Here is a 24096-nt window from a genome sequence, read left to right on the forward strand (position 1 = left end):
GGTGGCGTCGCGCTGCTGCAGGCTTCGGTGTCGGCGTTCGACAAGCTGGACCTGTCCGGCGACGAGGCCACCGGCGCCAACATCGTCAAGCTCGCGCTCGAGGCGCCGATCAAGCAGATCGCCTTCAACAGCGGTCTCGAGGGCGGCGTCGTGGTCGAGAAGGTGCGCAACCTGCCGACCGGCCACGGCCTGAACGCGGCCACCGGCGAGTACGTCGACATGCTGGCCACCGGCATCATCGACCCGGCCAAGGTGACCCGCTCGGCGCTGCAGAACGCCGCGTCGATCGCCGGCCTCTTCCTCACCACCGAGGCCGTCATCGCCGACAAGCCGGAGAAGAACCCGGCCCCGGCCATGCCGGGCGGCGGCGACATGGACTTCTGACAGGGGCAACCCTGCTCGTTGCCCTTCGGGCAACTTCGCCGGAGCCTGTCAGAAGATGTCTGCTCCGGGGGGCGACCCCCGGACCCCCGATGTCGAGCTTCGCTCGTCCTAGGGGCGGATCTCCGGCTCAGAAGCTCAAGCACGTCAGGAGGGGCGGTCCCGGTTGGGGCCGCCCCTTCGGGTTGCCGGGTAGCAGGCGGCCACTACCCGGCCCCGCCAAGGTTCGCCCGGTCTCGACGCCGGACATGATCGCTGTTTCTGCCCTCTGGAGGTCGTGATCTGGCCCTGTCCACGACCTCCAGAGGGCACTATCGGCGATCATGTGGCGGGCCGGCGTTGGCGGTCGCGGCACCATGACACCTCTTATGGATCATGTTCCGCCGATGCCGGAGCGCCGATCCGCGCACACGACCAGTGATCTTCGACCTGTGTCGACCCGATCTCCGCGGGAGATCACCAGATCTGTGCGAGATTCGCGGATAAAACGGACAGAAATCGCCGAACGCCGCGCACATCTAGCGATCAAGGAAGCCGCCAGGGCCCCGCGAGCCGATGATCGTCGGAGGTGTGCGCGAATCGGTGGTCGAGCGGCCCGGCCAGGATCGCGGGAAGGCCTGGGCGGCGGGTTCACTGGAGGGCGACTGTCGCGCACTCGGCATGGCCTTTGCGCGCAAGCAGTGGAAGGGTGAACGTATGTCGCAGACTTCCCCCGCGCCGGGCTGGTACGCGGACCCGTCCGGGGCGCCGGGGCTCCGGTGGTGGGACGGCGGCCAGTGGACCGCGCACACGCAGCCGGCGCCGCCGAGCCAGCCGCCCGCTCCGCAACAGCAGGCGCCCCAGCAGCAGGTGCCGCCCCAGCAGCAGGTGCCTCAGTACCCGCAGGGGCCCGCGCCCGGGTTCGGGCCGGGCGGACCCGCGGCGCCGGGGCCTGGCGGCTACCCGCAGGGACAGCCGGGGCAGCAGACCTGGGGGACGCCGAACATCCCGGTGGCGCCGGTGCAGACCAGCCACACGCCCGACCGGATCCAGCAGCAGGTCCACGAGCGGGCCGGGGTCGCGCCGAGCGGGCCGGGCGGCGGGACGATCTTCACCGAGCCCGTCCTGGTGGTGAACCAGAAGACCCAGATCATCGAGGTCACCAACCAGTACGCCGTCTTCGACCAGCAGGGCCGCCAGCTCGGCTCGGTGGTCGAGGTCGGGCAGAGCACGGCGAAGAAGGTCGCGCGGGTGCTCACCTCGCTCGACCAGTACATGACGCACAAGCTGGAGGTGCGTGACCCGGCCGGCATCGTCCAGCTGGTCCTCACCCGGCCGAGAAAGTTCGTCAAGTCCCGCGTCATCGTCGCCCGGCCGGACGGTTCCGAGATCGGGCAGATCGTGCAGCAGAACGCCATCGGGAAGATCCGGTTCGCCCTGATGGTCGGCGAGCACCAGATCGGCATGATCAAGGCCGAGAACTGGCGCGCCTGGAACTTCGCCATCGTCGACCACAACGAGGTCGAGGTCGCCCGGATCACGAAGACCTGGGAGGGCCTGATGCGCACGATGTTCACGTCGGCCGACAACTACGTCGTCCAGCTGCATCACCGGCTGCCGGACCCGCTGCTCAGCCTGGTCATCGCCTCGGCGCTGACCGTCGACACCGCCCTCAAGCAGGACTCCCGCGGGTTCAACTGATCAGGTGAGAATGCCGCGCCGGCTGGCCGGGTGGTGACGGAAACCGTCCGACAGCCGATAGCCCTTAGACAGACGGGCCGTTGACAGGCAGGATGACCGCGTGATGCAGGCAGTCACGCGACCGCGCGAGCGCGGCGGCGGGCCACCCTGTTCGCTGGCCTCGTCAGCTTCCCGGCAGCCCGCTGTACCCGCCCGGGACAACCCCGGACCCCGACGCCGAGCCCCGCTCGGCCGGACGGGGGCAGACGGTAAAGACAGGATGGCCACCTGATGCAAGCGGTCACACAGCCGCGAAAGCGCCTACCGACGGTCATGCTGCCTGCCCCGCCAGTCACCGTCGCCGCGTTGGACGCGGCCGACGCGGACGACGGGCGGGTGGAGCTGCTCGACGGGCTGTGCGTGCTGAGACCCTGGCCGACGCCGCTGCGCACCCGGGTCACCCAGCGGCTCGCCGAACGGCTCGCCACCGCCGCGCCCTCCGGCGCCCATGTGTACCCGCATGGTGTGAGCGTCCAGGTCTCCGCCCGCACGCTGCTCGCCCCGGACATCGTCGTCGGCCCGGCGCCCGGCCGGGCGGCGCCGCCGGCGTCTGGCGGGCAGCCCGCGGCGGCGAGCCACTCGCCCGCCCCGGTCTCGTCCGCCCCGGCGGCGACGACGAGCCGCGTCGGCGAGCTGCCGTTCCTCGTGGTCGAGGTGGCCGACGAGAACACCCGCCGCTACGACCGGACGCTCAAGCTCGACGTGTACCGCGAGCGCGGGGTGCCGTCGTGCTGGCTGGTCGACCCGGACCCGGCGGCCGCGACGGCGGTCGTCGAGGTCTATGACCTCCACGACGGCGCCTACGTGCGCACCGCCCGGGTCGTCGGCTCCGAGACCCTGACGGTGACCAGGCCGTTTCCCGTCACCGTGGTCCCGGCCGACCTGATCGACCCCCCGGAGTAGCCCGCCCGGGCAGCCTAGCGGCGGTGGCGTCGCGAGACCGGGTCGACGAACAACGCGAAGCTCAGCTCGGCCGCGTCGTGGACGCCGAACGACCGGTCGATGAACGTCTGCGTCGCGGAGCTCGGCACTCGCCGCTTGTCGAGCCAGCCGGCGATGACGGCGACGTCCTGCTCCCGGTGCTGACCGCCGAGCCGCAGCTTCGTCCAGGCCGCGCGCACCGCCGCCCGCATCGCGGCCTCGGGCCCGACCGCGAGTTGCGCCCGGGTGCGGAAGGCCCGGTCATAGCGCTCGTCGTGGATCCAGTCACGCACCTCGTCGGCCAGGAACGCGTCGGCGTACTCCTCGACCACGCCGATGCTCCGGTTGCTCCACCGCGAGATCGCCCAGCCGAAATACTCGTACCGTTCGGTGTCTTCGGAGAGCTTTCCGAGGTGGTAGTAGCTGCGGACGGCGAGATTCGGGAAGATTCCCTCCGCCTTGCGCGCCCGCGTGAGCGCCCGCAGGTGGGTCCGCTTCGCTTGCTCCGCCGTGGTCTCGGCCAGGCCGAGGCCGGTGAGGATCTCGTGCTGCTCGGGCAGGCTGAGGTCGTCGGGGCCGGCGCGGTCCATGTAGCGGGCCGCGTCCTGGTAGGCGAAGCGGACCTGGTCGCGGACCAGGTCCCGGGTCCCGTCCGACTCGCCGAACCGCTCGGCTCGGATGAGGCCGATCTCGATCGTCGCCCTGGCCGCGCCGGCGAAGTCCCGGTTGACCCCGAAGAGCTCCTGCGCCTCGAGCGCATAGCCGGTCCGCTGTTCCCGCCAGGCGGACTCGGACACGGCGCCGTCCGGGCCGCGGCGACGGGAACGGCCGAGCCGGGCGAGCGCGAGCAGGCACTCCGCGACGCTGGTGGCCAGCTCGGTCGCGATCGGCGTGGGCGGTCTGGGCGTCATGGCCTTGATCAGCGCGCGCAGCCGCTCCCAGGCCACGTTGAACTCGTCCTTCGACATCGCCGGGTTGTCCGCGCGGACCACCAGCACCCGGGTCCGCAGCCGCAGGGCCGCCGACCGGTGGGTCTGGTCCGCCCAGAGCGGGTCCGCCAGCTTCCAGGCACGCTCGAGGTCGTCTTGCCACTGCCGGAACTGCTCGCTCAGCTCGGAGCGCCCGAGCTGGGTCACCGCGGCTCTGGCCAGCCCGATGAGGGCGCGGGCGCGCATTAGCCGGTAGGCGACCCGCGTCGGGTCCGTGGCCGGGCCAGGGCTCGTGCGCTCCTCGTCGGTGGCCCGCTCCAGCGCTCGGCTGAAGTCGCCGCGCGCGCTCTGGCGCCGGTAGCCGGCCAGCGCCAGCTCGCCGCCGCGCAGCAGCTGTTCCACGATCTCGTGCGGGTCCTGCCGGCGAAGCGCCGTCTCAAGCGCCTGCGCGGCGAGCCGGACCGGGTCGTCCGGGACCGCGCCGGGGTAGTCCTCGCCAGCCGGCCGGCGGGAGCCCGCCGGGCCGGCTGGCGGGGCGTCCCGCAGGGGCGGGCCCAGCAGGTCGGCGACGACCTGACTCGCGAGATGCGGCTCCAGGTCGTAAAGCCGGGTAGCGTTCAGCTCGAGCGGGCGGCCGATGATCTCTTCGGCATAGACGGCGACTGGCAGCAGGCAGAGGTCCTTGCTCGGCGTCAGCTCACCCCTGAGCTGCTCGACCAGCGGACCCACGACCGGGGCGGCCGCGTAGTCCCAGGAGAGCACCGGCACGACGCCGAACGAGCCCTCGGCCTTCTCGTGGAGCTGGGAGACGAGGCGGTTCGCCTCGAGCGTCGGGTCCTCGTCCCCGTTGATGCCGACGTCCCTGGTGATTCCGGCGGCCCCGTCGTCCGCGGCGGGGGGTTTCGCCGCCCGCACCAGATGTTCGATCACCTCGAAGCCCAGCTCGCGGGCCTGGCCGGCGAGCCACGAGGCCCACGGCCGCTCCAGCTCCGCGAAGCTGACGAGCAGGTGCGAGTAGGCGGGCTCCCGCTGGCGCAGCGCCCGCGCCTGCAGGCTGGTGTGGCGGTCGCGGTCCAGGGCGCGCAGCGGCACCGTGTCCAGCCCGCCCACCGGCCAGCCGCCGGCCTGGCCGCTGGCCCCGTACTCGATGAGGCCGGCGAGATGCTCACAGGCGCGCACGACCGGGTCGCCGACCGAGCTCAGCGGCGCCGGGATCTCCTCCAGCGCCCACATGTGGTGGTACGGGATCTCCACCGAGCGCCAGTAGGTGTCTGGGTCACCCGCCCACGGCGGGAGGCGGTCGTTGAACTGGCGGCGGTAGTTCTGCCGGGCCACCTCGGCACGCCGCGGCTCGGTGAGCTCGATGCGGGTCGGCACCGGCAGCACCGGCACGCGCGCGGACCGGGTGAGCTCATAGGCACCGCGCATGCCCTGCCGGCTCATCCCGAAGCAGTTGACGACGAGGTGGGCCATGCTCATGGTGCTGATCGACGCCAGTTCGCCCAGCCCGGTCCGGCTGTCCACGAGGACGTAGTCGTAGTCCGCGCAGACGCGCTCGCGGAACTTCTCCAAGAACGGTGACCACGACTGGCCGTCCGGACCGGTGACGAACAACTGGTTCCACGGAAGGTCGATCAGGTGCCGCGAGTAGTCCCGGTCGGCGTACCCGGCCTGGATCAGGTGAATGTCGCCGCCGTGCTCGCGGTACTCGGCGCCGAGCTTCTCGATGATGTAGCGGCCGAGGCCGGCGAGGATCTGGTCGGCCGCCTCCGCGGGGTCCTCGCCGGCGCCGCCACGGGCCCGGCGGGCGACGTAACGCAGCAGCAGGTCGAGCATCCCCGACTGCCGGCGCACCCACAGGTCGGGGTCAAGGCCAGGGGCGAGCCCCGGAATGTCCGGGAAGAAGCGGTGCACGCCAGGCGAGTCGAGGTCCATGTCGACCACCAGCACCCGCCGGCCGCTGCTGGCGAGGATCCACGCGACAGTCGCCAGCACGGTCGAGCGGCCAACGCCGCCTTTGAAGGAGTAGAAGGTGACCAGCCGCCCGCCGCGCCCGCTCACCGGCGGCCCCCGCCCCGCGGCGAAATGCTCGGAATGATACCCAGGCCGGCATTGGCCCGGGCGAGCAGCAGCACCGTCTCCAGCCAGTCATGGAACTCCCCGTTGGATTTTCCGGGGGTCATTCTGTGCCGCTGCTTGGCGGATTTGAAGGCGCCGTTACCGGTGATGGCCGGCATGTCTTCGTCCGCCTCGTTCTCCGGGACGAATACCGGATAGTCCCGGTCAGCCATGAAATTGTCGAGCGCGGTCATCTTGGTCGCCGAGCCGAGAAGAAACGCGTCGACGAGAACGACGGACGGCGTCGCGTCACCGCCCGCCGTTTCCGGGCCGGCGATATCGACGACGGGGACATCCGGCAGCTTGCAGATCTCCAGCACCATGTAGCTGGCGACATCAACGAGCGGCAGCGTCGTCAGCCCGTCATCCTGCGTATCAGCGTACGGGGCCCAGTCCAGGTTCTCGTCCCCGTAGTAGCGGTGTGCCGCGCCGGCGTGGCGCGTGCCGAAGGAGTTGGCGCCGAGCGCGCCCCTGGCCGCGGCGAGCAGGGCCAGCCGGATGTCGGGGCCGGCCATAGACTGCTCACGGCCGTCGCTGTCGGGCAGCGGCGTGAAGAACTCGGCGCAGTCGGGCCACGCCGGCAGGGCACTCGCCGCCGGCGGCCGCAGGCCGCGCAGCCGGGTACGGTTCTTCCAGATCCAGCTGGCGATGTCGTCGGCGATCGTCGCCAGGGCCCGCGGATAGGCGCTGCCGCCATTCGCCTGCAGCAGGAACATGCCGCTGTCCAGGTAGTCCTTCTCCTCGTCGCGGGCGGCGGGCTGGTATTCGTAGTCGACTTCCTCGGGCATGAGCTCCAGCACCCGGCCCGGTGACCAGATCACCGGGACCACAACCCGGCCTTCGCCGGACCGGATGAACTCCCATGCCTTGGACGCGTCCCGGGACGTGAAGTAGTTGTAGGAGAACAGCGGCATGTAGACGTCGCAGGCGCCGAGCAGCTCGGCCGCCGGGCCGCGCCAGTCCTTGCCGCCGTCGTCCAGGGATGCCGCCATGTCCGCCGTGTCGAGCAGATCGACGGTGCCGCGGGGGAACCCCACGACGCTGAGGTGCACCCGCAGGTGTTCGCGAAACTTCCGGACGTAGGTGGCGCGGCAGTGCAAGTTGCCGTTACCCGGTTCCGGGGACCAGTGGTTGACCAGGATTCTGGGCCGGGGCGGGTCGATCGGCTCGAATGCCTTTTTCGCCTGCCTGTTATTCCGGCCGGGGTCCTCAATCCCCGCGAAGCGCTCGATGCGGTCCTCGTACTGTTTCGCGATGCGGTCGGCGAGCGCCCTAACGACCTTCCGGTAAAGAACGTCATCGTCGTTCCGCAAGAGCCCGAAAAGCCCGTTCTGAGTGTACTCTCTCTGCTCGAGAAATCGTTCCGAGCTGATGTCGTAGTTGGGCTCGAAGAGCTGGAAACCATCGGTCCGGTAGGGCAGCTGAATGTATCGCTGCGGGGCCCAGCAGATCTCCTGGACCACGCCTCTCGTGTTGACGGTCGTGCCTATGCGCCACCGGAAGAATCCCAGCTGGCGGGCACAGCGCGGGGAGGAGAAGTAGGCCGAGGAGTACAGCGGCAGGAACACCTGGCACGACCCCAGGCCGCGGCCCAGGTCCGACGGCTCGTCGTCGCCGCGCGCGACGTCCAGCGGCGGGTAGAGCGCGTCGATCCCGAGCAGCTCGAGCTGGTCTCGCAGGTCCTTCCTGAACCGCGCGACGAGTGAGCCGTCCGGGAGGTCGTCGTAGGGCGAGTGGCTGAGGAAGATGCGTGCGCTAGCCACCGGTGGTCGCACCGTCCTCGCTGGTCCTGAGCGCGGGTGGCTCAGCGACCCCCATGTCGCGGATAGTGATCTTGATGTCGGCCCGATCGGTCCAGAACTGGGCGTTCGCGTCCTTGTCGGGGTCGTACTTGATCCAGTCCGTGGATCCGCGCCGCCTGCCCTGGATGGCGCCGCCCCTGCGCCGGAAGACCCAGTCCGCGTCGCGCGCCTCGGCGGGCACGAGCACGCCCAGCTCGTGGTTCACGGTGAACGCGAGCTCGCGGGCGTCCTCGTCGGGCGCCGCCAGGTGCGCAAGCCGCGAGTCGTTCCGCCACAGGTACGCCACCATCCCGGCCGCCGTCGTCTCCTCCTCGTCCGGCGCCCGGCGCCGGCGCGCGGACCGGACGGCTGCGCCGAGGGCGGCTAGAAGGACAAGGCCGATCAGGACAACGGCCAGCCACAAGGCTGGCCCGCCGGAGCCGCGCACGCCGCCGGCACTAGGACTGACAACGCTGAGGTTGATGGGGATATCCGTGATCGCGCTCGGCGGATCCGTACTGGTGTCGTAGATCCGGATCGTGCCGCGCAGCGGGCCAGGCTGGACGCGGGCGCCGACGGTCAGCGTGTAGAACGTCGTCCGGTTGCCGGACTGGCCGAGGTCGCCCCGCAGGTCGAGGTCCGCCGGCTGGTCGCGCCTGAGGGCGAGGCTGATCTGCGGCGAGCGGTCCGACCGGGACCCGGTCACGACGACCCGCCCGGAAAGCTCTTCGCCCGAGGTGACCCGTCCGGTGATGGCGACCGGGTACCGCGCCACCTCGACGCCGCCCGCGTCGCCGACGGTCAGGCCGTCGCTCGGGGCGGTGACCTGCGCGCAGGCCCGGCGCGTGCCGCACAGCGGCACGCCCAGGCTGCTGCCGGCCACCGTCGCCGCCAGCTCGATCGGCCCGGTGGCGGTGCTCGGGATCGGCAGCAGGCCGGCGAACACCCCGTCGCCGGGCGCCCCGAACCACTCCAGCCCGGCGCCGCGCCGGACGTCGTCGCTCAGCGGGAGGGGGCCGGCGACGACGTCGGCCGCCCCGTCGGCGCGGGGAACGCGCGCCACCACGGACACCTGGATGTTGGACATGAGCCGCGGGTCGCCGAACGTGTCCTGCCGGCCCAGGAGTGACATCCCGACCTGCACCGACGAACCCGGGGCCGGCGCGACCATCCCGAGCAGCAGCTTGGCCGTCACCTTCCACACGGCGAGCACCGTGAGCTGCCCGGCCGGCGTCCCGGGCTCGGCCGACACTGCCCAGGTGCCCGGCGGCGGGTTCACGATCCGCAGGCTGGAGACGGTCACGCCACGGTCGGCGGCGTAGCGCCGCGAGGTGTAGGCGGTGCCGCCGGTGTCGTCGGCGCCATGGCTGGGCGCGGCGCGGTCGCCGGGCGCCCCATCGTCGCCCGGCAGGTAGAAGGTCGGCTCGGGCGCGCCGACCGGGGCGAGCACGGTGATCGTCGCGTCGGACACGCCCGCGGGGATGGTGACCTGGACCCGGTCGCCGGCCACCCGGCTGGTCGCGACCGGGTCCGGGTATACGCAGCGCAGCGCCGTCAGTGTCGTCATCAGGCCATCGCCGAGGTCGCCAGCCGAACGCAGCCACGGAATCACCGGGGGCGACGCTGGCATGCCGGTACTCGGGCAGTACGCGGCCGGCTTCCCCGCGCCCTTGCCGGCAAGCTGGGTCAGGAAGGCATTGGCGGGCCCCTCCTCGGCCGGTGCAGGGCCGGGAACCGCCAGCGCGAGCGGCCAGATCTCGACACCCTGGAGTCTCGAGCGCAGCCCCTGGTCGGCGTCGATCAACGCGAAGGTGGCCTGCGCGGCGCCGTCGACGGCTCCGCCCGTCTCGTCCTGGCCCTTGATCGACGGCCTGCCGTCGGTGAGCAGGAAAATGACGCGGCGGCGCGGGTCGCTTTGCTCCCGGGGATCGGCGGGCATCCCGGCGGCGGTGAACGCGTCCACGGCGGCGGCCAGTGCCGCGTGGTAGTCGGTGTCGTTGCCGGCGGCCTTGTCCCGCCGCTTGACGGCGCGCAGGCAGGAGCCGAGCCGGTCGGGCGCGCTCTGGTCGTCGACCGGGGCCAGGGGGCAGTACGTGCGGGCCGCCGGTAGCTCGCCGGCGCTGGCGAAGCCGACGATCGCCAGCCTGGTGTCCTGGCCGAGATCCGTGGCGGCGATCAGGGCGGCGGCCTGCTTCTCCCGGTCCAGCGCCGCCTGGTCGAGCGAACCCGACTCGTCCAGCAGGATGACCGCGTCAAGTGGGCTGTCCGCATTCAGGCGCGGACCGGGCTGGCCCTGGCCCGCTGCCGGCAAGCCGTTCAGCGCCGCCACTGGATCGGCGCGGCCGCCGGCCGCCACGACGGCCGACAAGACGAACGCGCAGGTCAGCAGACAGGCGACCCGAAGCCGCCCGCGCCCACGCACCCAGGCCGTTCCCCCCGGCAATGGACACCCCCGGTTATATCGTCCATTGAGGCCGGAATGTTACCGGAGGTCACCTGTCTGGTCATCAGCGCGACCGCGGCTTGCTGCCGCGTTACCAGGCGCATCCGTTCTTTCGGTCCCCGTTGATGCGCGATAGAGATCGTCGTCGCACGGCGCGCGGCTGACCGCCGGAGCAGCCGGCGTCCCTGCGCGCTCCCGCCGCGGCCGGGTTCGTTGGGGCGCCCGCAGACGCGCGCCCGTGCGCGGTCCGGTCGCACTACGATCGGTGCGATCGTCGGGAGGGGGGCGAATGCCTGACGGGGAGCCGCTGACGACGGAGGAGTTGGCCGCGCTCGCGGCGGTCTTCGAGACCCACGCGCAGGCGGCGAAGGTGCTCGCGCGCGCCGGCCTGCCACCGGGCTGGGAACCGCGTTGGCGGCCGGCCACTCCGCTGGGCTTCTGGCGTTCGGTGAGCGCCTTCCTGGTGTCGGGCGCGGTCCCCGACGGGCGCGGCCGGGTCCTGCGGGCCGCCGCCGAGCTCGCCCCGGACCGTTTCCCTCCGCCCGCGAGCGCGCCAGCCGCGCCCGGCCGGCCGGCGGACCTCTCCACGCTGCACGCGCCCTCGCGGGCGCAGCCAGCGCATTCCGCCGCGCGGCGGTCCGGCGGCGCGCAGGCGAGCCCATCCCCAGCCCCGAGCGCGGTGACGGCCGAGGCGCCAGGCCGGGCCGGCGGCCCCACCGAGTCGGGCGGCGTCACGCCGGCGGCGCCGACGAGCGGGACGCAGATCGCGGTGTCAACGGCCGCGACAGAGACGGCGCGGTGGGACTTCTTCGTCTCCTATGTCGTCCGAGACGTGGACTGGGCGAACTGGATCGTCTGGTATCTGGAGGACTTCGGGCATCGGGTGCACCCTGACTCGCGGCAGGCCGTCGCTGGCACTTTCGTCCCCGCGGGCCTCCACGACGCATTGCGGACGTCAATGCACACCATCGTGTTGCTCTCGAATAGTTACGTCAGCTCGCGGGACATCCGCGGGGTATGGCAGCGCGTGTGGGATGCCGACCGGGATGGGCAGGGGCGCAGGCTGATCCCGGTAAGGATCGACGACGTCAAACCCGAGGGCCTGCTCGCCGGGATAGTCCCGATCGACCTCACGGGCCTCGACGAGCCGCACGCGCTTCGTGTCCTGCTGACCGAGGTGGCGGCCTCCGTGCGCGGCAGCCGGGAGCGGTCGCCGTCGCCGCCCCGGTTTCCCGGCGGCCCGCCCACGTTCCCCGGCAACCGCTGACGCGGCCGCGCGCCGGCGCTCGGTCACGGTGGCGGCGCCGGCGCGGGACGGCCTGGGTAGCGCTCCGAGAGGGCGTAGCGGAGCAGGACGACGTCGGCGAGCCGGTGACGTCAACGAGCCGGGCCGGGCTCGCAGCCGTCCACGGAAATGGGCCGACGCCGAGGAAGCGGGGAGCGCGGGGTGCCGTCGTGCTGGCTGGTCGGCCCGGACCCGGCGGCCGCGACGGCGGTCGTCGAGGTCTATGACCTCCACGACGGCGCCTACGTGCGCACCGCCCGGGTCGTCGGCTCCGAGACCCTGACGGTGACCAGGCCGTTTCCCGTCACCGTGGTCCCGGCCGACCTGATCGACCCCCGGACGACTGATCGCCGGCCCTCGCCATCCCTACCGGCAAGATCGGCGCCGAGCCACCAGGTACCGTCGAGTTCATGGCGGCTACCCCACCGATCTGCCAGGTCCCGCGCAAACGCCTGTCCACAGGTGCGGCCCTGCTGATGGTCAGGAGACAGATCGGCGGGGCCCCCTCGCCCCGGATCGGTCTGGAAAGAGAGCTCCTAGCCGACCTGAGGGAGGCCGAGGTTGGCTGATGGGCCGCTGATCGTCCAGTCGGACAAGACCCTCCTGTTGGAGGTCGATCATCCGGGCGCGAGCGCGGCACGGGCCGCGATTGCTCCGTTCGCCGAGTTGGAGCGTTCTCCCGAGCACGTTCACACCTACCGGGTGACGCCGCTCGCGCTGTGGAACGCGCGGGCCGCCGGGCACGACGCCGAGCAGGTCGTGGACGCGCTGGTGACCCACTCGCGGTACGCCGTGCCGCACGCGCTGCTCGTCGACATCGCCGACACCATGGACCGCTACGGCCGCCTGCGGCTGGAGAACGACCCGGTACACGGGCTGGTGCTGCGCGCCGTGGACCGGGCGGTGCTGGTGGAGGTCAGCCGGGCCAAGCGGGTCGCGCCGATGCTCGGCGAGAAGCTCGACGACGACACGATCCTCGTCCACCCGTCCGAGCGGGGCCGGCTCAAGCAGGCGCTGCTGAAACTCGGCTGGCCGGCCGACGACCTCGCCGGGTACGTGGACGGCGAGGCGCACCCCATCGAGCTGCGCGAGGACGGCTGGCAGCTGCGCGACTACCAGAAGGGCGCGGTCGCCGGCTTCTGGGAGGGCGGCTCCGGCGTCGTCGTGCTGCCCAGCGGCGCCGGCAAGACGATGGTCGGGGCCGCCGCGATGGCCCAGGCGAGCAGCACCACCCTGATCCTCGTCACGAACACGGTCGCGGGCCGGCAGTGGCGCAGCGAGCTGCTGCGACGCACCTCGCTGACCGAGAACGAGATCGGCGAGTACTCCGGCGAGCGCAAGGAGATCAGGCCGGTCACGATCGCCACCTATCAGGTGATGACCGCGCGCCGCGGCGGCGAGTACCTGCACCTTGGTCTGTTCGAGGCCCGCGACTGGGGGCTGATCGTCTACGACGAGGTGCATCTCCTGCCGGCCCCGGTGTTCCGGATGACCGCCGACATCCAGTCGCGGCGCCGCCTCGGCCTCACGGCGACGTTGGTGCGCGAGGACGGCCGCGAGGGCGACGTGTTCTCGCTGATCGGCCCGAAGCGCTACGACGCGCCGTGGCGGGAGATCGAGGCGCAGGGCTGGATCGCGCCGGCCGAGTGCACCGAGGTGCGGGTCACCCTCACCGAGGACGAGCGGATGTCCTACGCGGTCGCCGAGGCGGACGAGCGTTACCGGATGTGCGCCACGGCCCTGAGCAAGCACGGTGTGGTCGAACGTCTGGTGCGCAGGCATGGCGACGACCGGGTGCTCGTCATCGGCGCCTATCTGGACCAGCTCGAGGCGCTGGGGCGCAGCCTTGACGCGCCGGTCATCCAGGGCAGCACCCGCACGAAGGAGCGGGAGCGGCTGTTCGAGGCGTTCCGGACCGGCGAGATCACGAAGCTGGTGGTCTCCAAGGTCGCGAACGTCTCGATCGACCTGCCCGAGGCCGGCGTCGCGATCCAGGTGAGCGGCACCTTCGGCTCCCGGCAGGAGGAGGCCCAACGGCTCGGCCGGGTGCTGCGCCCGAAGGCCGACGGCCGCGCCGCGCACTTCTACACGGTCGTCTCCCGCGACACCCTCGACCAGGAGTACGCGGCCCACCGCCAGCGCTTCCTCGCCGAACAGGGCTACGCCTACACGATCGTCGACGCCACCGACATCGCCTGAGACCGCCATCGCCCGAGGCCGCCATCGCCCGAGGCGGCCATCGCCCGAGGCCGACACCACCTGAGCGCGCCGAGGCCACGGCCAGGGCGTGGGATGCCCAGCGCGCCGCGGAAAGCGCCTTAGGACGAGCTGGTTCCGGGCAGGTCGAAGGGATCGGTGATGTCGGCGACGCCGGTGACCCTGTGCAGCACGAACCGGCTGGGGCCGTTCACGGTCTCGTCCCAGGCGGTCAGCCAGCCGCCCTCGACCGAGGTGGGCCGCACGATCCGGTCGCTCTGCTTCCCCTGCGCGTCGACGTAGCCGAGCAGGACCCGGCGCCGCTCCCGCACCGCGGCCTGCAGGGAGACCAGGATCATCGGCGCCGACCGGACAAGGCCGTCCGGCCCACCGCCCGCCGGATCGGCTGAGCCGTTCCGGGAGGCCTGCCGGGAGTTCGCGCCGGTCCCGATCCCCGCGAGGCGCAGGGCTCGCGCGGACTCGTCGCCGCGGCGCACCAGCCGGACCGCGTCGCGCAGCTGGCCGCGGCGCACCGCGGCCGGGTCGGCCGCCGCCGAGCGCGCCCGCGCCGGCGTCCGGTGCGCCTGGGGCCTGCTCACCAGTACCCGGCCGTCCGCGCCCTCGGCCGCCGGAGCGAACCCGGCGGCGCGCAGCCCGTCGAGCAGCTCCGGCACCGGCAGCCGGGAGATGACCACGGTGGGCGCGATCCGGCGCAGCCCCAGAGTCTGGGTGCGCCGGGAGGCCACCACCTCGGAGAGCAGCACCGCGTCGTCGCAGCGCAGGTAGGACTCCGCCGGGCCGGAACGCAGCCGGCCGTGCCGGCGGGCGGTGTCGTCGACCAGGTAGGTGAGCGCCTGCGGCACCCCGCCGCGGCCGAGCCGGGCGAGCAGGTCGTGGATGTCGGCCGGCGAGACGCCGGCGTCGAGCGCGCGGCGCAGCGACTCCTCGGAGAAGCGGTAGACGGTGGCCGCGCCGGCGGACTCGATGTCGGCCAGCAGCGCGAGCTGGGCCGCGACCTCCGGCACCAACGGGCCGGGGGCGACCGCCGTGAGGTCGCCCTGCAGCAGCAGCTCCTCGACGGGCTCGGGCAGCAACGGCGCGAGCGCGTCGGCGAGCGCGTCGGCGAACGACCCGGGCGGCCCCGGCGGGCCCACGCGACCCGCCCCCGGCTGGCCGGCGCCGCCGGGGCCCGCGGGGGCGAGCAGCTCGGCGAGCAGCCGGCCGGTCGTCGCGGGCACGCCCCGTCCGGTGAGGCCCAGCAGCTCCGCCTCACGCAGGGTCGCGTCGATGAGCCGCTCCAGCAGCGGCCCGCCGCGCCGCGGGGCGCGCCAGGCCAGCAGCGCCCGCACGTCCGCCGGCGCAGGCGCCACCCCGGCGGGGGCCGCGGCCAGCGCCGTCAGCACCTCGGCGCGAGTCGCTGGCGCGGCCGGGCGGCGCACGTCGACCGACAGGGCGGAGATCTGCCGGCCGCGCTCGTCGCGCTCCCCCACCAGAGTGGCCACGGCCGTCGACCGCGCCCAGCCCTCGACCAGCGCCGCCCAGCGCCGCGCGGGGTCGTCGACACCCCACCGGTCGAACAGCGTCGTCGGCACGATCCGCGCGTCGACGCCGCCGGTGCTGTCGACCAGCCCGGTGGCGGCGGCCAGCTCGACGACGAACGCGGCGACCGGCTCGGGGACGTCCAGCAGCCGGGCGGCGGCGCGCAGGTCCCGCACGCTGAGCCCGCCGGTGCGCAGCGGCACGACCGGGGCGGCCCCCCACGCCTCCAACAGCGTGGCGACCTGCCGGACGACCGCGTCGGCGGCGAGCGCGGCGGCGGGGTCGACGGACGCCGGGTCGACGGCGGCGCCGGTCAGCTCCGGGGGCTCGGGGTGCAGGGGACCGGTGGGCGCCGCGCCGCGCAGCGCGATCCCCACCTCCCTGGGCATCTCCACCTCGTCCGCGTCGACGCCGACGAGCAGGCCCCTGGCGAGCAGCTCCTCGACGGGCGTGCGCGCCGCGTCGACGGACAACAGCCGGCCGGCCTCGGCCGTGGCCCCACGCGCCGGGCCCGCCGCCAGCCGGTCCAGGATCCGGCCCGCCGCCGGCGAGCACTCCGCGGCCAGCCGGCGCACCAGGTCCGCGTCGGCCAGCCGCTGGCTGACGACGTCGACGAGCTCCTCGCGGTCCGGGGCCGTCGACCGGCTCGTCGCGGCCACCGGGCTGCCCGGATCGGCCCGGCCCGGCGTTCCCGCCGGATCGGCGGCGGGGTTCCCGCCGGATCCGGGCTTCCCGCCCGACCGGCTTCGCTGGTCGTTCAGGTCCGCGAGCCGCTCGGGCCGGGCGGGAGTCCGGGAGGTCCGCCGGGCGGAGCTCCCGGACGCGCCGAGGGCCGTGACGAGCCGCGCGAGCTGCGGCGGCCGGTAGCCGGCCAGGCAGTCCCTGACCGGCCGGCCAAGCCCCAGCGGCCGGTCTCCGAGCAGGTCGCGCGCCATGCCGACCAGGCGCGGCGCCTCGGCCGTCCCCCACAGCAGGCCGCGGTCACGCAGCGCCGCGACCGCCGGCCCGACGTCGAGGCCGCCGCAGATCTCGGCGAGCCGCCGCGGGGACACCCCCGGGGGCGCCAGCGTCAGCGCCTGGCCGACCTCCAGCGTGAACATGTCGAGGGTGTCCAGCGCGCGCAGGACGCTGACCCGGATCTCGAGGCGCGCGGCGAGGATGTCGAAGTCCGGCGGCGGTGGCGTCGCGAGATCCGGCCGCAGCTCGAACAGCCTCGTCAGGTCGTCGTCGGAGCAGGCACGCAGCCATGCCGGGAGCGTGGTCGGCTCCTCGTAGTCGTCCTGGCGGCCCGGCGATGACACCCTCCGACGGTAGCCCAGCTTCCTGAGAGGCAGGTCACTGCGGCGGGATCGGGCCGGGTGGCCGCCTCAGCTTCCCACCTCGATGACGAAGCCGAGGTGGTGGTCACGGGCCCAGTCGGCGATCCGGCTCGGCAGGCTGGCATCCCCCGGGAGTGCCAGATCCCGGCCCAGCGAGACCCCCAACCAGGCCACACCGACCAGCACCACCGTCTTGACCGTCTTCGCGATCGGCCGGTGCTCGGGGGGCGGGCGGCGGACCGGTCGCCGGCCTTCGAGGTCCGCTTCGCCCGCGGCCGCTGACGGATCGGCGTCGTCGATCCGCGAGGCCTGCCGCGCCGAGCCCCGGCCGGTGTCGGGCCGCCAGCCGCCGGTGTCGACGAGAACGGCGGCGGCCGCGTCGTGCCGGGCCGCCCGCGCCGCCGCGTCCGGGTCACGAGCGGGCGGACCACCGCCGGGCGCCGGCCCCTCGTCGCCAAGCCTCAGGTGGACGTTGGTGGAGCTGACCGCGTCCAGCCCGTCCAAGCGGCTCGCGGCGGGCCGTGCCCGTCTCGCGCCCGGGTTCCTGCCGGCGGACCTGCCGGATCGGCGGCCTCCCTGGTCGCCGGCCTCCCGGACCGACCGGGCCTCCCCGACCGGCCGCGCCGATCCGGCGGGCGTCCCGGATCCGGCGGGAGGCTCGCCGCCGGTCCGGCGGGAACCGTGCCGTCGATCCGGCGGGTCCCCGGCCGGGGCGGCCCGGTCGGTCCTGTCCGGTCCGCCGACGGCATCCCTGGCATCCCTGGCACCCGTGGCACCCGTGCGCGCCCGGCCGACGCGGCCCGCCCTGTCGGCCGGACCCACGCGGTCGGCCGGACCCACGCCGTCGGCGGGGTCGGCGCCGTCGGTCCTGGCGGCCAGCCAGCCACGCCGTTCGATCCGGTTGGTGTGCTCGATGGGCGGGGCGTGGCCCGGCCGCCACAGACCGCCAATCGCCACGTCCGGCTCGGCCGCGGCGTCATCGGCGCCAGGGCCCGCGTGCCCCCACGCGGCCCGCGCGTACGACGGCGGGTCGGCGGAACCGCCCCAGCCCGCGTCATCCGCGTCCGGAAACGCCGACCCGCCGGGCACGGGGCGCGAGGCGCTCGAGGGCCGGCCGGAGCGAGGCGGCCTCGACGGCTCGGGGCGCGCCGGGCCGGGATCATCCGGCCCGCCACCGCCGGTCGGCCCGTACCAGCCACCCCAGTCGTCGGCCGACCACTCGCCCGTGGCCCACTCGTCGGCGGGCCAGCCACCGCCGGGCTGCCCGCCCACGTGGTCGCCACGGAACCCGTTGGCCTCGACGACCATGTGGGGCGACCTCCCCCCGGTCTGGGCGCACCGCGGCGGGCACGGGTGGCGACGGCGACCTGACACGGTGACCGGACACGGAGGCGGGCAGACCCGCCGCGCGGCGAGCGCGACAGGCTCGCGCGCCGCCGTGTCCGTCACGGTAAGTGCTTAGCCTAGGAGTGCCGTCACCGCCCCCGACGCCCGGGTACGGCCCGTTACCGACGGCGGACCCGGCAGACACGCTCCAGCAGAAGGGCGACCGCCAGCAGCGCGACCGCCGAGCCGAGGCCGAGACCAGCGGTGATCAGATCGGCACCGGCCGTGCCGAACTCGTCGTAGTGCGCGGCGGTGTAACCGAGCAGGGCCGCCCACCCGCCGGCCATCACCGCGGCGGTGAGTGAGCTCGCCTTCGCCAGGACCGCCAGCCGGGCCACCGTGATCGGCATGATCGGCTTGGTGCCGGGCCGCCCGGCGAGCCTGCGGCGGGTGATGTCCGCCGTCTGCAGCTCCACCAGGGCGACGACGAACACCGAGAGCGGGCCGGTCCGCGGCAGCTCGGGCAGCGACCGGTAGGTCCAGCCCAGCAGCAGGTAGGCCAGGACTCCGGTCACGACCCCGGCGATGACGAGCTCGGCCGCCCGCGTCGGCCTCATCGGCGCGTCCTCATCCGCCCACGCGACCCGCGCCGCGGTCGGGGGCCAGCCAGCCGGCCTCCCAGGTCGCCGGGGCGGCGAGGGCCCCGGCCGGCGCCGGTCCGGCGGGAGCCTCGGCGACGCGGCGCAGCCCGGCCAGGGTCCCTGCCGGATTGGCGGAGCCAATCCGGGAGGTCGGCTCGCCGGCGGCGGCCAGGCCCGCGACCAGGTCGGCGACCCGGCCGTGGCCGGGGATCGTCGCGTCCGGGTCGACGTCGAGCCATGGCACGCAGACGAACGCGCGCAGGTGGGCCCGCGGGTGCGGCACCAGGATCTCCGGGTCGTCGCTGACGGTCTCGCCGCACGCGATCACGTCGACGTCCAGCGTGCGCGGGCCCCAGCGCACCACGCGGACCCGGTCGGCCGCCCGTTCCGCCTCGCGGGCCGCCTCGAGCAGCTCGCGTGGCGGCGCGGGGCGCGTCAGCAGCACCGCGTTGAGGTAGTCGTCCTGCGGGGGGCCGCCGACCGGAACGGTCTCGTAGAGGGGTGAGGCGGCGAGCACGCCCAGCCGCTCGTCCAGCAGGGTGACGGCCGCGCGCAGCGTGGCCTCCCGGTCTCCGAGGTTGGACCCGAGCGCCAGCACCGCCCGCGGCCCGCCGCCCGGCCGGGCGGCTCCCGTGGCGCGGCCGGTCACCCGCGGTCCAGGTCCGCCACGGTGCCGGCGGTGGCGCGCGGCCTGGCCGCCGTCGCGGCATCCTGGTCCCGGGTGATGGTGACGGTGACGTCGCCGAACGCCAACGGGATCGGCGCCGCGGGCTTGTGCACGGTCACCTCGGCTCGCTCGACCCGGGAGTCGGCCAGGCAGACGTCGGCCAGCCGGGCGGCCAGCGTCTCGAGCAGGTCCACCGGCTCGCCACCGACGACCCGCGCCAGCGCCTCGGCCAGCTCCCCGTAGTGCACGGTCCGCGTCACGTCGTCGGCGGCCGCGGCGGGCGCCGTGTCCAGCCACAGGGTCACGTCGATCACGAACTCCTGCCCCAGCTCGCGCTCGGCCGGCAGGACGCCATGCCAGCCGCGCACCCGCAGCCCGGTCAGCGAGATCCGGTCCGCGGGCAGCGCCCGCTCCGCCCGTTCCGCCGGGACCCGTTCCACCGCGACCCGGTCCACCGTTCCCACCTGCTCCACGCCGTGTGCTCCCCTCGCCCGGTCCTTCGCCGTCATCGCGCCGCGGCGCTCTCAGGCTCCTCGCGCCCGGTGCCCGAGGCCAGCGTTCCCGGTGCCGCGCGCCGCCGGCCCCTCGGGCCAGGAATCCAGGGCCTCGCCGGTCCGGGAGGGGCCCAGGTCACGCTCCGCCGCCGCCACCCAGGCGCCCACCACCCGGACGGCGTCCACCGCCGGGCGGACCGCGTGCACCCGCACGCACCACACTCCCTGGTAGGCCAGCAGGGTGGTGGTCGCCTGGGTGGCGTCCTCCCGTTCCTCGACGGGGCGCGGCGCCGGACCCGCCGGATCCGCCTCGCCCAGCCGGGCGGGATCTCGGCCAGGCCCGGCGGGCAGCGCCCCCAGGAAGGACTTGCGGGACGTGCCGACGAGCAGCGGCCGCCCGAGGGCCGCGAACGCGTCGAGGTGCGCGAGCAGCGACCAGTTGTGCTCGAAGCGCTTGGCGAAGCCGATGCCCGGGTCGATGATCACCCGGCGCGGGCTGATCCCGGCCGCGAGCACCACGTCGAGGCGCCGGCCGAGCTCGGCGAGGACGTCGGCCACGACGTCGCCGTAGTAGGCCCGCTTGGCCATGTCGACGCTCGCGCCTCGGGAGTGCATGAGCACGTAGTACGCGTCGCGCTCGGCGACGAGCGCGAGCAGGTCCGGCTCGGCCGCCGCGGAGACGTCGTTGACGAGCACCGCGCCGGCGTCCAGGGCCGCCTCGGCCACCGCGGCCCTGGTCGTGTCGACGCTCACCGCGGCGCCGCGCGCGGCCAGCTCCGCGACGACGGGCAGCACCCGGCCGCGCTCCTCGGCGACGTCCACCCGGGCCGCGCCCGGCCTGGTCGACTCCCCGCCCACGTCGACCAGGTCGGCGCCGTCCGCGACCATCCGCAGCCCGGCGCGCACGGCGTCGGCCGGGTCGGCGTAGGTGCCGCCGTCGGAGAACGAGTCGGGCGTGACGTTCACGATGCCCATCACCCGGGTCGGCCCGGCCGCGAGCAGCCGGGCCATGACGTCCTGGCCGCCGGTCATCCCAGCCGTCCCGACGGCGCCAGGACGCGGTAGGTGTAGCGGTAGACGGGCAGGAAGCCGCGTCCGGCGTAGAGCCGGCGGGCCGCGGCGTTGTCCTGCTCCACCTGCAGGTAGGCGCGGCGCGCGCCGGCCAGGACCGCCCACCTGGCGAGCGCGGCGAGCACCGCCGTCGCGACGCCCCGGCCGCGCGCGGCCGGCAGCGTCGCCATGCTGTAGATGCCCAGCCATTCACCGTCGGCGACGGCCCGGCCGGCGCCGACCGGCGCGCCGTCGACCGTCGCGGTGACGTAGGCCGTCGGCTGGGTGACGCGGGACAGCACGTCGACACTCGTCGCCCGCGGCGCGCCGAACATCGACATCCCGCCGGCGGCGCAGACGTTCAGCCAGCTCTCGTCCGGGCGCTCGGCGAGGCTCGTCCGGACGGCCACGCCCCGGCCGGCCGGCGAGACGGCGCCGTCCGCCGCGAGCGTGGCCAGGTCCGCGACGCACACGTCGGTGGGGCCGCTGTCGGGCGCGTAGCCGGCCCGGTCCAGCGCGTCGGCGAGCCGGTCCGGCCGCGACACGGGCGTGAGCTGGAAGATCGACGGACGGCCGGCCCGCGCGTAGAACCGCTCCACCGCGGCCAGCGCGCCGGTCAGGTCCGCGACGTCGCCGCGCGCCCAGACCGAGTTGCCCCGGCGGGTGACGCCCCCGGAGTCGCGCAGCACCCAGCCGCCGACCGCCTCGGTGCGCAGGGCCGGCCAGCCCCGGAAGGCCAGCGCCTCCAGCTCGGCCGTCAGGGCCGCCCGGTCCGCGAAGCCGGTGACCCGGCCCAGCTCGGCGTCGGCCGCCGTGTCGGTGAACCAGCGCGGCGCGGCGAGGGGATCCGCCGCCACGTTCATCCGGCACCGCCGGGGGGCGGCGCGGCCGCGCGGCCGACGCGCCCCGCCAGGGCCCGGCGCGTCCGGGAGCCCGTGGTCAAGGGCGGCCGGGGGGCTCCGGGACGGCGGGACATGTTCCCGAGGCTACCGACCGGCCCACCTCGGCGAGACCCTCCTCGCCACCGGGTGGGCGGCTCGTGCGGGACCGGCCAGCCGGCCGCTCGCGGCCCGGCCGTCGGCCGTCGGGAACCGCGCACCGGGGTTCATCGCCGGCCGGCACGCCGCGCGGACGTCGCCCACCCCACACAGTCACCAGCAAACCCATGGCAGTGACTTTTCGTCATGGAGCTACGGCCAAATTCTCCAGGGAGCCGCGAACCAGCCCTTCCGGAGCAACCGGAGGCCCGTACGGGCACCCGGCCGAGACCACGGGGGACCAGGCCGGACAAGTCTGGTCAGATGGGGCTCATACGCCCATAGGGGACGCATCCTAACATGCCTCGCATACAGCGGCGCGCCGGCCAACTCGACGGCATGGCCGTGACCTTCCGTGACCGTAATCACGGTCACGCACCGTCGACCGTGGTCTGGACGTAGGCCGTCCCGGCCCACGGGTTCCGCGAGAACACAAGATGCCTAGCCTTCCCGGCAGGGCCAAAAGTCCCAAGATGGTCCCGACCTTAGCCACAGCCAATCGAGGCCGGCTTCGGCCCGCGGAAGAGGAGACCCGGATGCCGCCAGCCACGGGTGGACTACCCCAGGAGCCCTCGGACGACGCCGACGGCGCCGGCAACGCTGACGACGCCGCCGCGGCGCCCGAGGACGGCGGCGCCGCGGCGAGCGCGCGGCCGGGCCTCGACCGCGCCCCGGCCCGGGCCGACCAGGACCCGCCCCGCCAGGCGACCCCCCACCAGGCGCCGGCGGGCCACGGCGACTGGTTCGTCGTCATCCCGGCCGCGCGGCGCTCCCCGGACGACCACCCGGCGGGCTACCCGGGCCTGACCGGCGGTCAGCCGCCCGCCGGCGCGCCGCGGCGGGGAAGCGCGGCGGGCGCCGCGTCGGACGGTTCCGAGCGCGCCAAGGCGGGCGCCACGACGGACGCCGGCCCGGCCGCCGACGAGCCGCGGGCCAACCGCGCCGCCCCGGCGTCCTCGGCCGCGACCGGGGCCAGGTCACCCGAGTCACCCGCGTTGACCGGTAACAGCCCGGCGTTCGGGAAGAAGACCACCGCCCAGACCACGCCGGACGCGGGCCCGGCGCTCCAGAGCGAGGACGATTCAGGCCCAGGAACGTCGGACCGCCGCCAGTTCCACCGGATCGCCGGCGTGGTGGTGGGCGCGCTGCTCATCGAGGGCCAGATCATGGAGGTGTCGGGCATGCTCGCCGCCAGCCCCGTACAGCTCGCGCTGGACCGGGCGGAGCGGGTGCTCTTCCAGGCGCTCGGCGCCCACGAGGTCATCCCGCCAACGCAGATCCTCGCCCAGACCGCCCGGCTGCACCGCGGCCTGGAGCGGCTCGCCCGCCGCCGGATGGCCGACAGCCAGTGGAAGCGGCTGCGGGTGCTGGCCGGCCGGGTCGCGGTGCTGCGCGCGGACGCCGCCTTCAAGCAGGGCGACGTCGCCGCCGCCCGCGTGCTCACCGCCCAGGGGTACACCGCCGGGCTCGCCGCCGGCGACGGGGCGCTGTGCGGCTCCGCGCGCGAGGTCGGCGCCGTCACCGAGTTCTACGACGGCCGCCCGGACGAGGCGCTGCGGCTGGCCAGGGACGGCCAGCGCCACGTCACCGCCGGTCCGGTGCGCGCCCGGCTGGTCTGCCAGGAGGCCCGCGCCCTGGCCGGCCTCGGGGACGTCCAGGGAGCCGCCCGGGCGCTGGACCACGCCTACGACCTCGCCGACGAGATCCCGCCGGACCGGTGGGGCCGGCCGGGTCCCAGCTTCGACGAGTTCCACCCGGTGGAGGTCTCCTACAACGCCACCACCGCGCTGTGCCTGCTCGGACGGCCGCGCGCCGCCGAGGAGCACGCCGAGCTCGCGTTGCCGAAGCTCGACGGGATGGACGCGCCGGGCTTCCGGTCGGTGATCCGCCTCGACCTGGCGCTCGCCCTGGCCCGGGCGGGCCGGCTCGAGCTGGAGCGGGCCTGCTCGCTGGCCGGCGAGGCGATCAACATCTCCTGGGGACGCACGGTGGCCTCGGTGTCCGGGCGGGCGGACCAGCTGCTGGCCGCGACCCGGCCGCACGGCGAGGTGCCCGAGGTGCGCGAGCTCGCCGCGCTGGTCCGCGAGTGGCAGCGCTCAGCGGCCCAGCAGGGGTCAGGCGACGGGTCGCCCGAGGCCGCGGCCGCCGCCGTCCGGGCCGGCCGGCTGGACGGCGACGCCCCGAGAACACCCCCCGGGTTAACGCTCCCTGGCGCGAGCGACTGACCCCCGCCCCGGCCGGCCGGACCAC

At 74.5% G+C, this 24096-nt stretch carries 16 protein-coding genes; 6 read left to right on the plus strand and 10 right to left on the minus strand.

What is annotated here, in order from left to right:
* The 3 genes from I6A81_RS38645 to I6A81_RS38655 all read left to right on the plus strand — a co-directional run.
* The coding region (locus I6A81_RS38645) for a TCP-1/cpn60 chaperonin family protein (protein ID WP_285222891.1) at positions 1-384 on the plus strand (384 nt) is incomplete at its 5' end.
* Between the two features lie 693 nt (positions 385-1077).
* Positions 1078-2061, plus strand: a complete 984-nt coding sequence (locus tag I6A81_RS38650; RefSeq protein WP_203004340.1) for a phospholipid scramblase-related protein — start codon at positions 1078-1080, stop codon at positions 2059-2061.
* Positions 2062-2331: 270 nt separating this feature from the next.
* A complete protein-coding gene (locus I6A81_RS38655) occupies positions 2332-3003 on the plus strand; it encodes a Uma2 family endonuclease (RefSeq protein WP_203004339.1) in 672 nt (223 codons plus the stop codon).
* Positions 3004-3017: 14 nt separating this feature from the next.
* Here the strand turns inward: I6A81_RS38655 and I6A81_RS38660 are convergent, their stop codons facing one another.
* The 3 genes from I6A81_RS38660 to I6A81_RS38670 are packed head-to-tail and all read right to left on the minus strand — an operon-like array spanning position 3018 to position 10271.
* Positions 3018-6011 (minus strand): KGGVGR-motif variant AAA ATPase, encoded by a 2994-nt coding sequence (locus I6A81_RS38660; RefSeq protein ID WP_203004338.1) that lies wholly within the window; start codon positions 6009-6011, stop codon positions 3018-3020.
* Positions 6008-7831 carry a toll/interleukin-1 receptor domain-containing protein gene (locus I6A81_RS38665; protein ID WP_203004337.1) on the minus strand — a complete coding sequence of 608 codons (1824 nt, stop codon included), beginning with the start codon at positions 7829-7831 and terminating at the stop codon, positions 6008-6010. The genes I6A81_RS38660 and I6A81_RS38665 overlap by 4 nt, the downstream gene beginning before the upstream one ends.
* Positions 7824-10271 carry a vWA domain-containing protein gene (locus I6A81_RS38670; RefSeq protein ID WP_203004336.1) on the minus strand — a complete coding sequence of 816 codons (2448 nt, stop codon included), beginning with the start codon at positions 10269-10271 and terminating at the stop codon, positions 7824-7826. Before I6A81_RS38670 ends, I6A81_RS38665 begins: the two co-directional genes overlap by 8 nt.
* Before the next feature lie 310 nt (positions 10272-10581).
* Here I6A81_RS38670 and I6A81_RS38675 point away from each other — a divergent pair, with 310 nt between their 5' ends.
* Together I6A81_RS38675 and I6A81_RS38680 are read left to right on the plus strand one after the other, a co-directional pair.
* The gene (locus tag I6A81_RS38675) at positions 10582-11559 is read left to right on the plus strand and encodes a toll/interleukin-1 receptor domain-containing protein (RefSeq protein ID WP_203004335.1); all 978 of its coding nucleotides are present in this window, start codon (positions 10582-10584) and stop codon (positions 11557-11559) included.
* Between the two features lie 579 nt (positions 11560-12138).
* Entirely contained in the window at positions 12139-13776 is a 1638-nt protein-coding gene (locus tag I6A81_RS38680; RefSeq protein WP_203004334.1) for a DNA repair helicase XPB, read from the plus strand.
* Between the two features lie 119 nt (positions 13777-13895).
* Here I6A81_RS38680 and I6A81_RS38685 read toward each other — a convergent pair whose 3' ends face one another.
* The 7 genes from I6A81_RS38685 to I6A81_RS38715 form a co-directional block, all read right to left on the minus strand.
* Positions 13896-16613: a helicase-associated domain-containing protein gene (locus I6A81_RS38685; RefSeq protein WP_203004333.1), complete on the minus strand. Its 2718-nt coding sequence runs from the start codon at positions 16611-16613 to the stop codon at positions 13896-13898.
* A gap of 66 nt (positions 16614-16679) precedes the next feature.
* The gene (locus I6A81_RS38690) at positions 16680-17939 is read right to left on the minus strand and encodes a hypothetical protein (RefSeq protein ID WP_203004332.1); all 1260 of its coding nucleotides are present in this window, start codon (positions 17937-17939) and stop codon (positions 16680-16682) included.
* A gap of 197 nt (positions 17940-18136) precedes the next feature.
* On the minus strand, positions 18137-18574 hold the full coding sequence (locus tag I6A81_RS38695; RefSeq protein ID WP_203004331.1) for a DUF3180 domain-containing protein: 438 nt from the start codon (positions 18572-18574) through the stop codon (positions 18137-18139).
* A gap of 10 nt (positions 18575-18584) precedes the next feature.
* The gene (gene folK, locus I6A81_RS38700) at positions 18585-19247 is read right to left on the minus strand and encodes a 2-amino-4-hydroxy-6-hydroxymethyldihydropteridine diphosphokinase (RefSeq protein ID WP_307875193.1); all 663 of its coding nucleotides are present in this window, start codon (positions 19245-19247) and stop codon (positions 18585-18587) included.
* Positions 19244-19738, minus strand: coding sequence for a dihydroneopterin aldolase (folB, locus tag I6A81_RS38705; protein WP_407661447.1), 495 nt, complete (start codon positions 19736-19738; stop codon positions 19244-19246). Before folB ends, folK begins: the two co-directional genes overlap by 4 nt.
* A 51-nt stretch (positions 19739-19789) precedes the next feature.
* Entirely contained in the window at positions 19790-20791 is a 1002-nt protein-coding gene (gene folP, locus I6A81_RS38710) for a dihydropteroate synthase (protein WP_203004329.1), read from the minus strand.
* Positions 20788-21672 (minus strand): GNAT family N-acetyltransferase, encoded by an 885-nt coding sequence (locus I6A81_RS38715; RefSeq protein WP_203004328.1) that lies wholly within the window; start codon positions 21670-21672, stop codon positions 20788-20790. The genes folP and I6A81_RS38715 overlap by 4 nt, the downstream gene beginning before the upstream one ends.
* A 710-nt stretch (positions 21673-22382) precedes the next feature.
* On the opposite strand from I6A81_RS38715, the gene I6A81_RS38720 reads away from it, so the two are divergent.
* The gene (locus tag I6A81_RS38720) at positions 22383-24071 is read left to right on the plus strand and encodes a hypothetical protein (protein WP_238429530.1); all 1689 of its coding nucleotides are present in this window, start codon (positions 22383-22385) and stop codon (positions 24069-24071) included.
* Positions 24072-24096 lie beyond the last annotated feature (25 nt).

The sequence above is a fragment of the Frankia nepalensis genome (genome assembly GCF_016786325.1).
Lineage (GTDB): Bacteria > Actinomycetota > Actinomycetes > Frankiales > Frankiaceae > Pseudofrankia > Pseudofrankia nepalensis.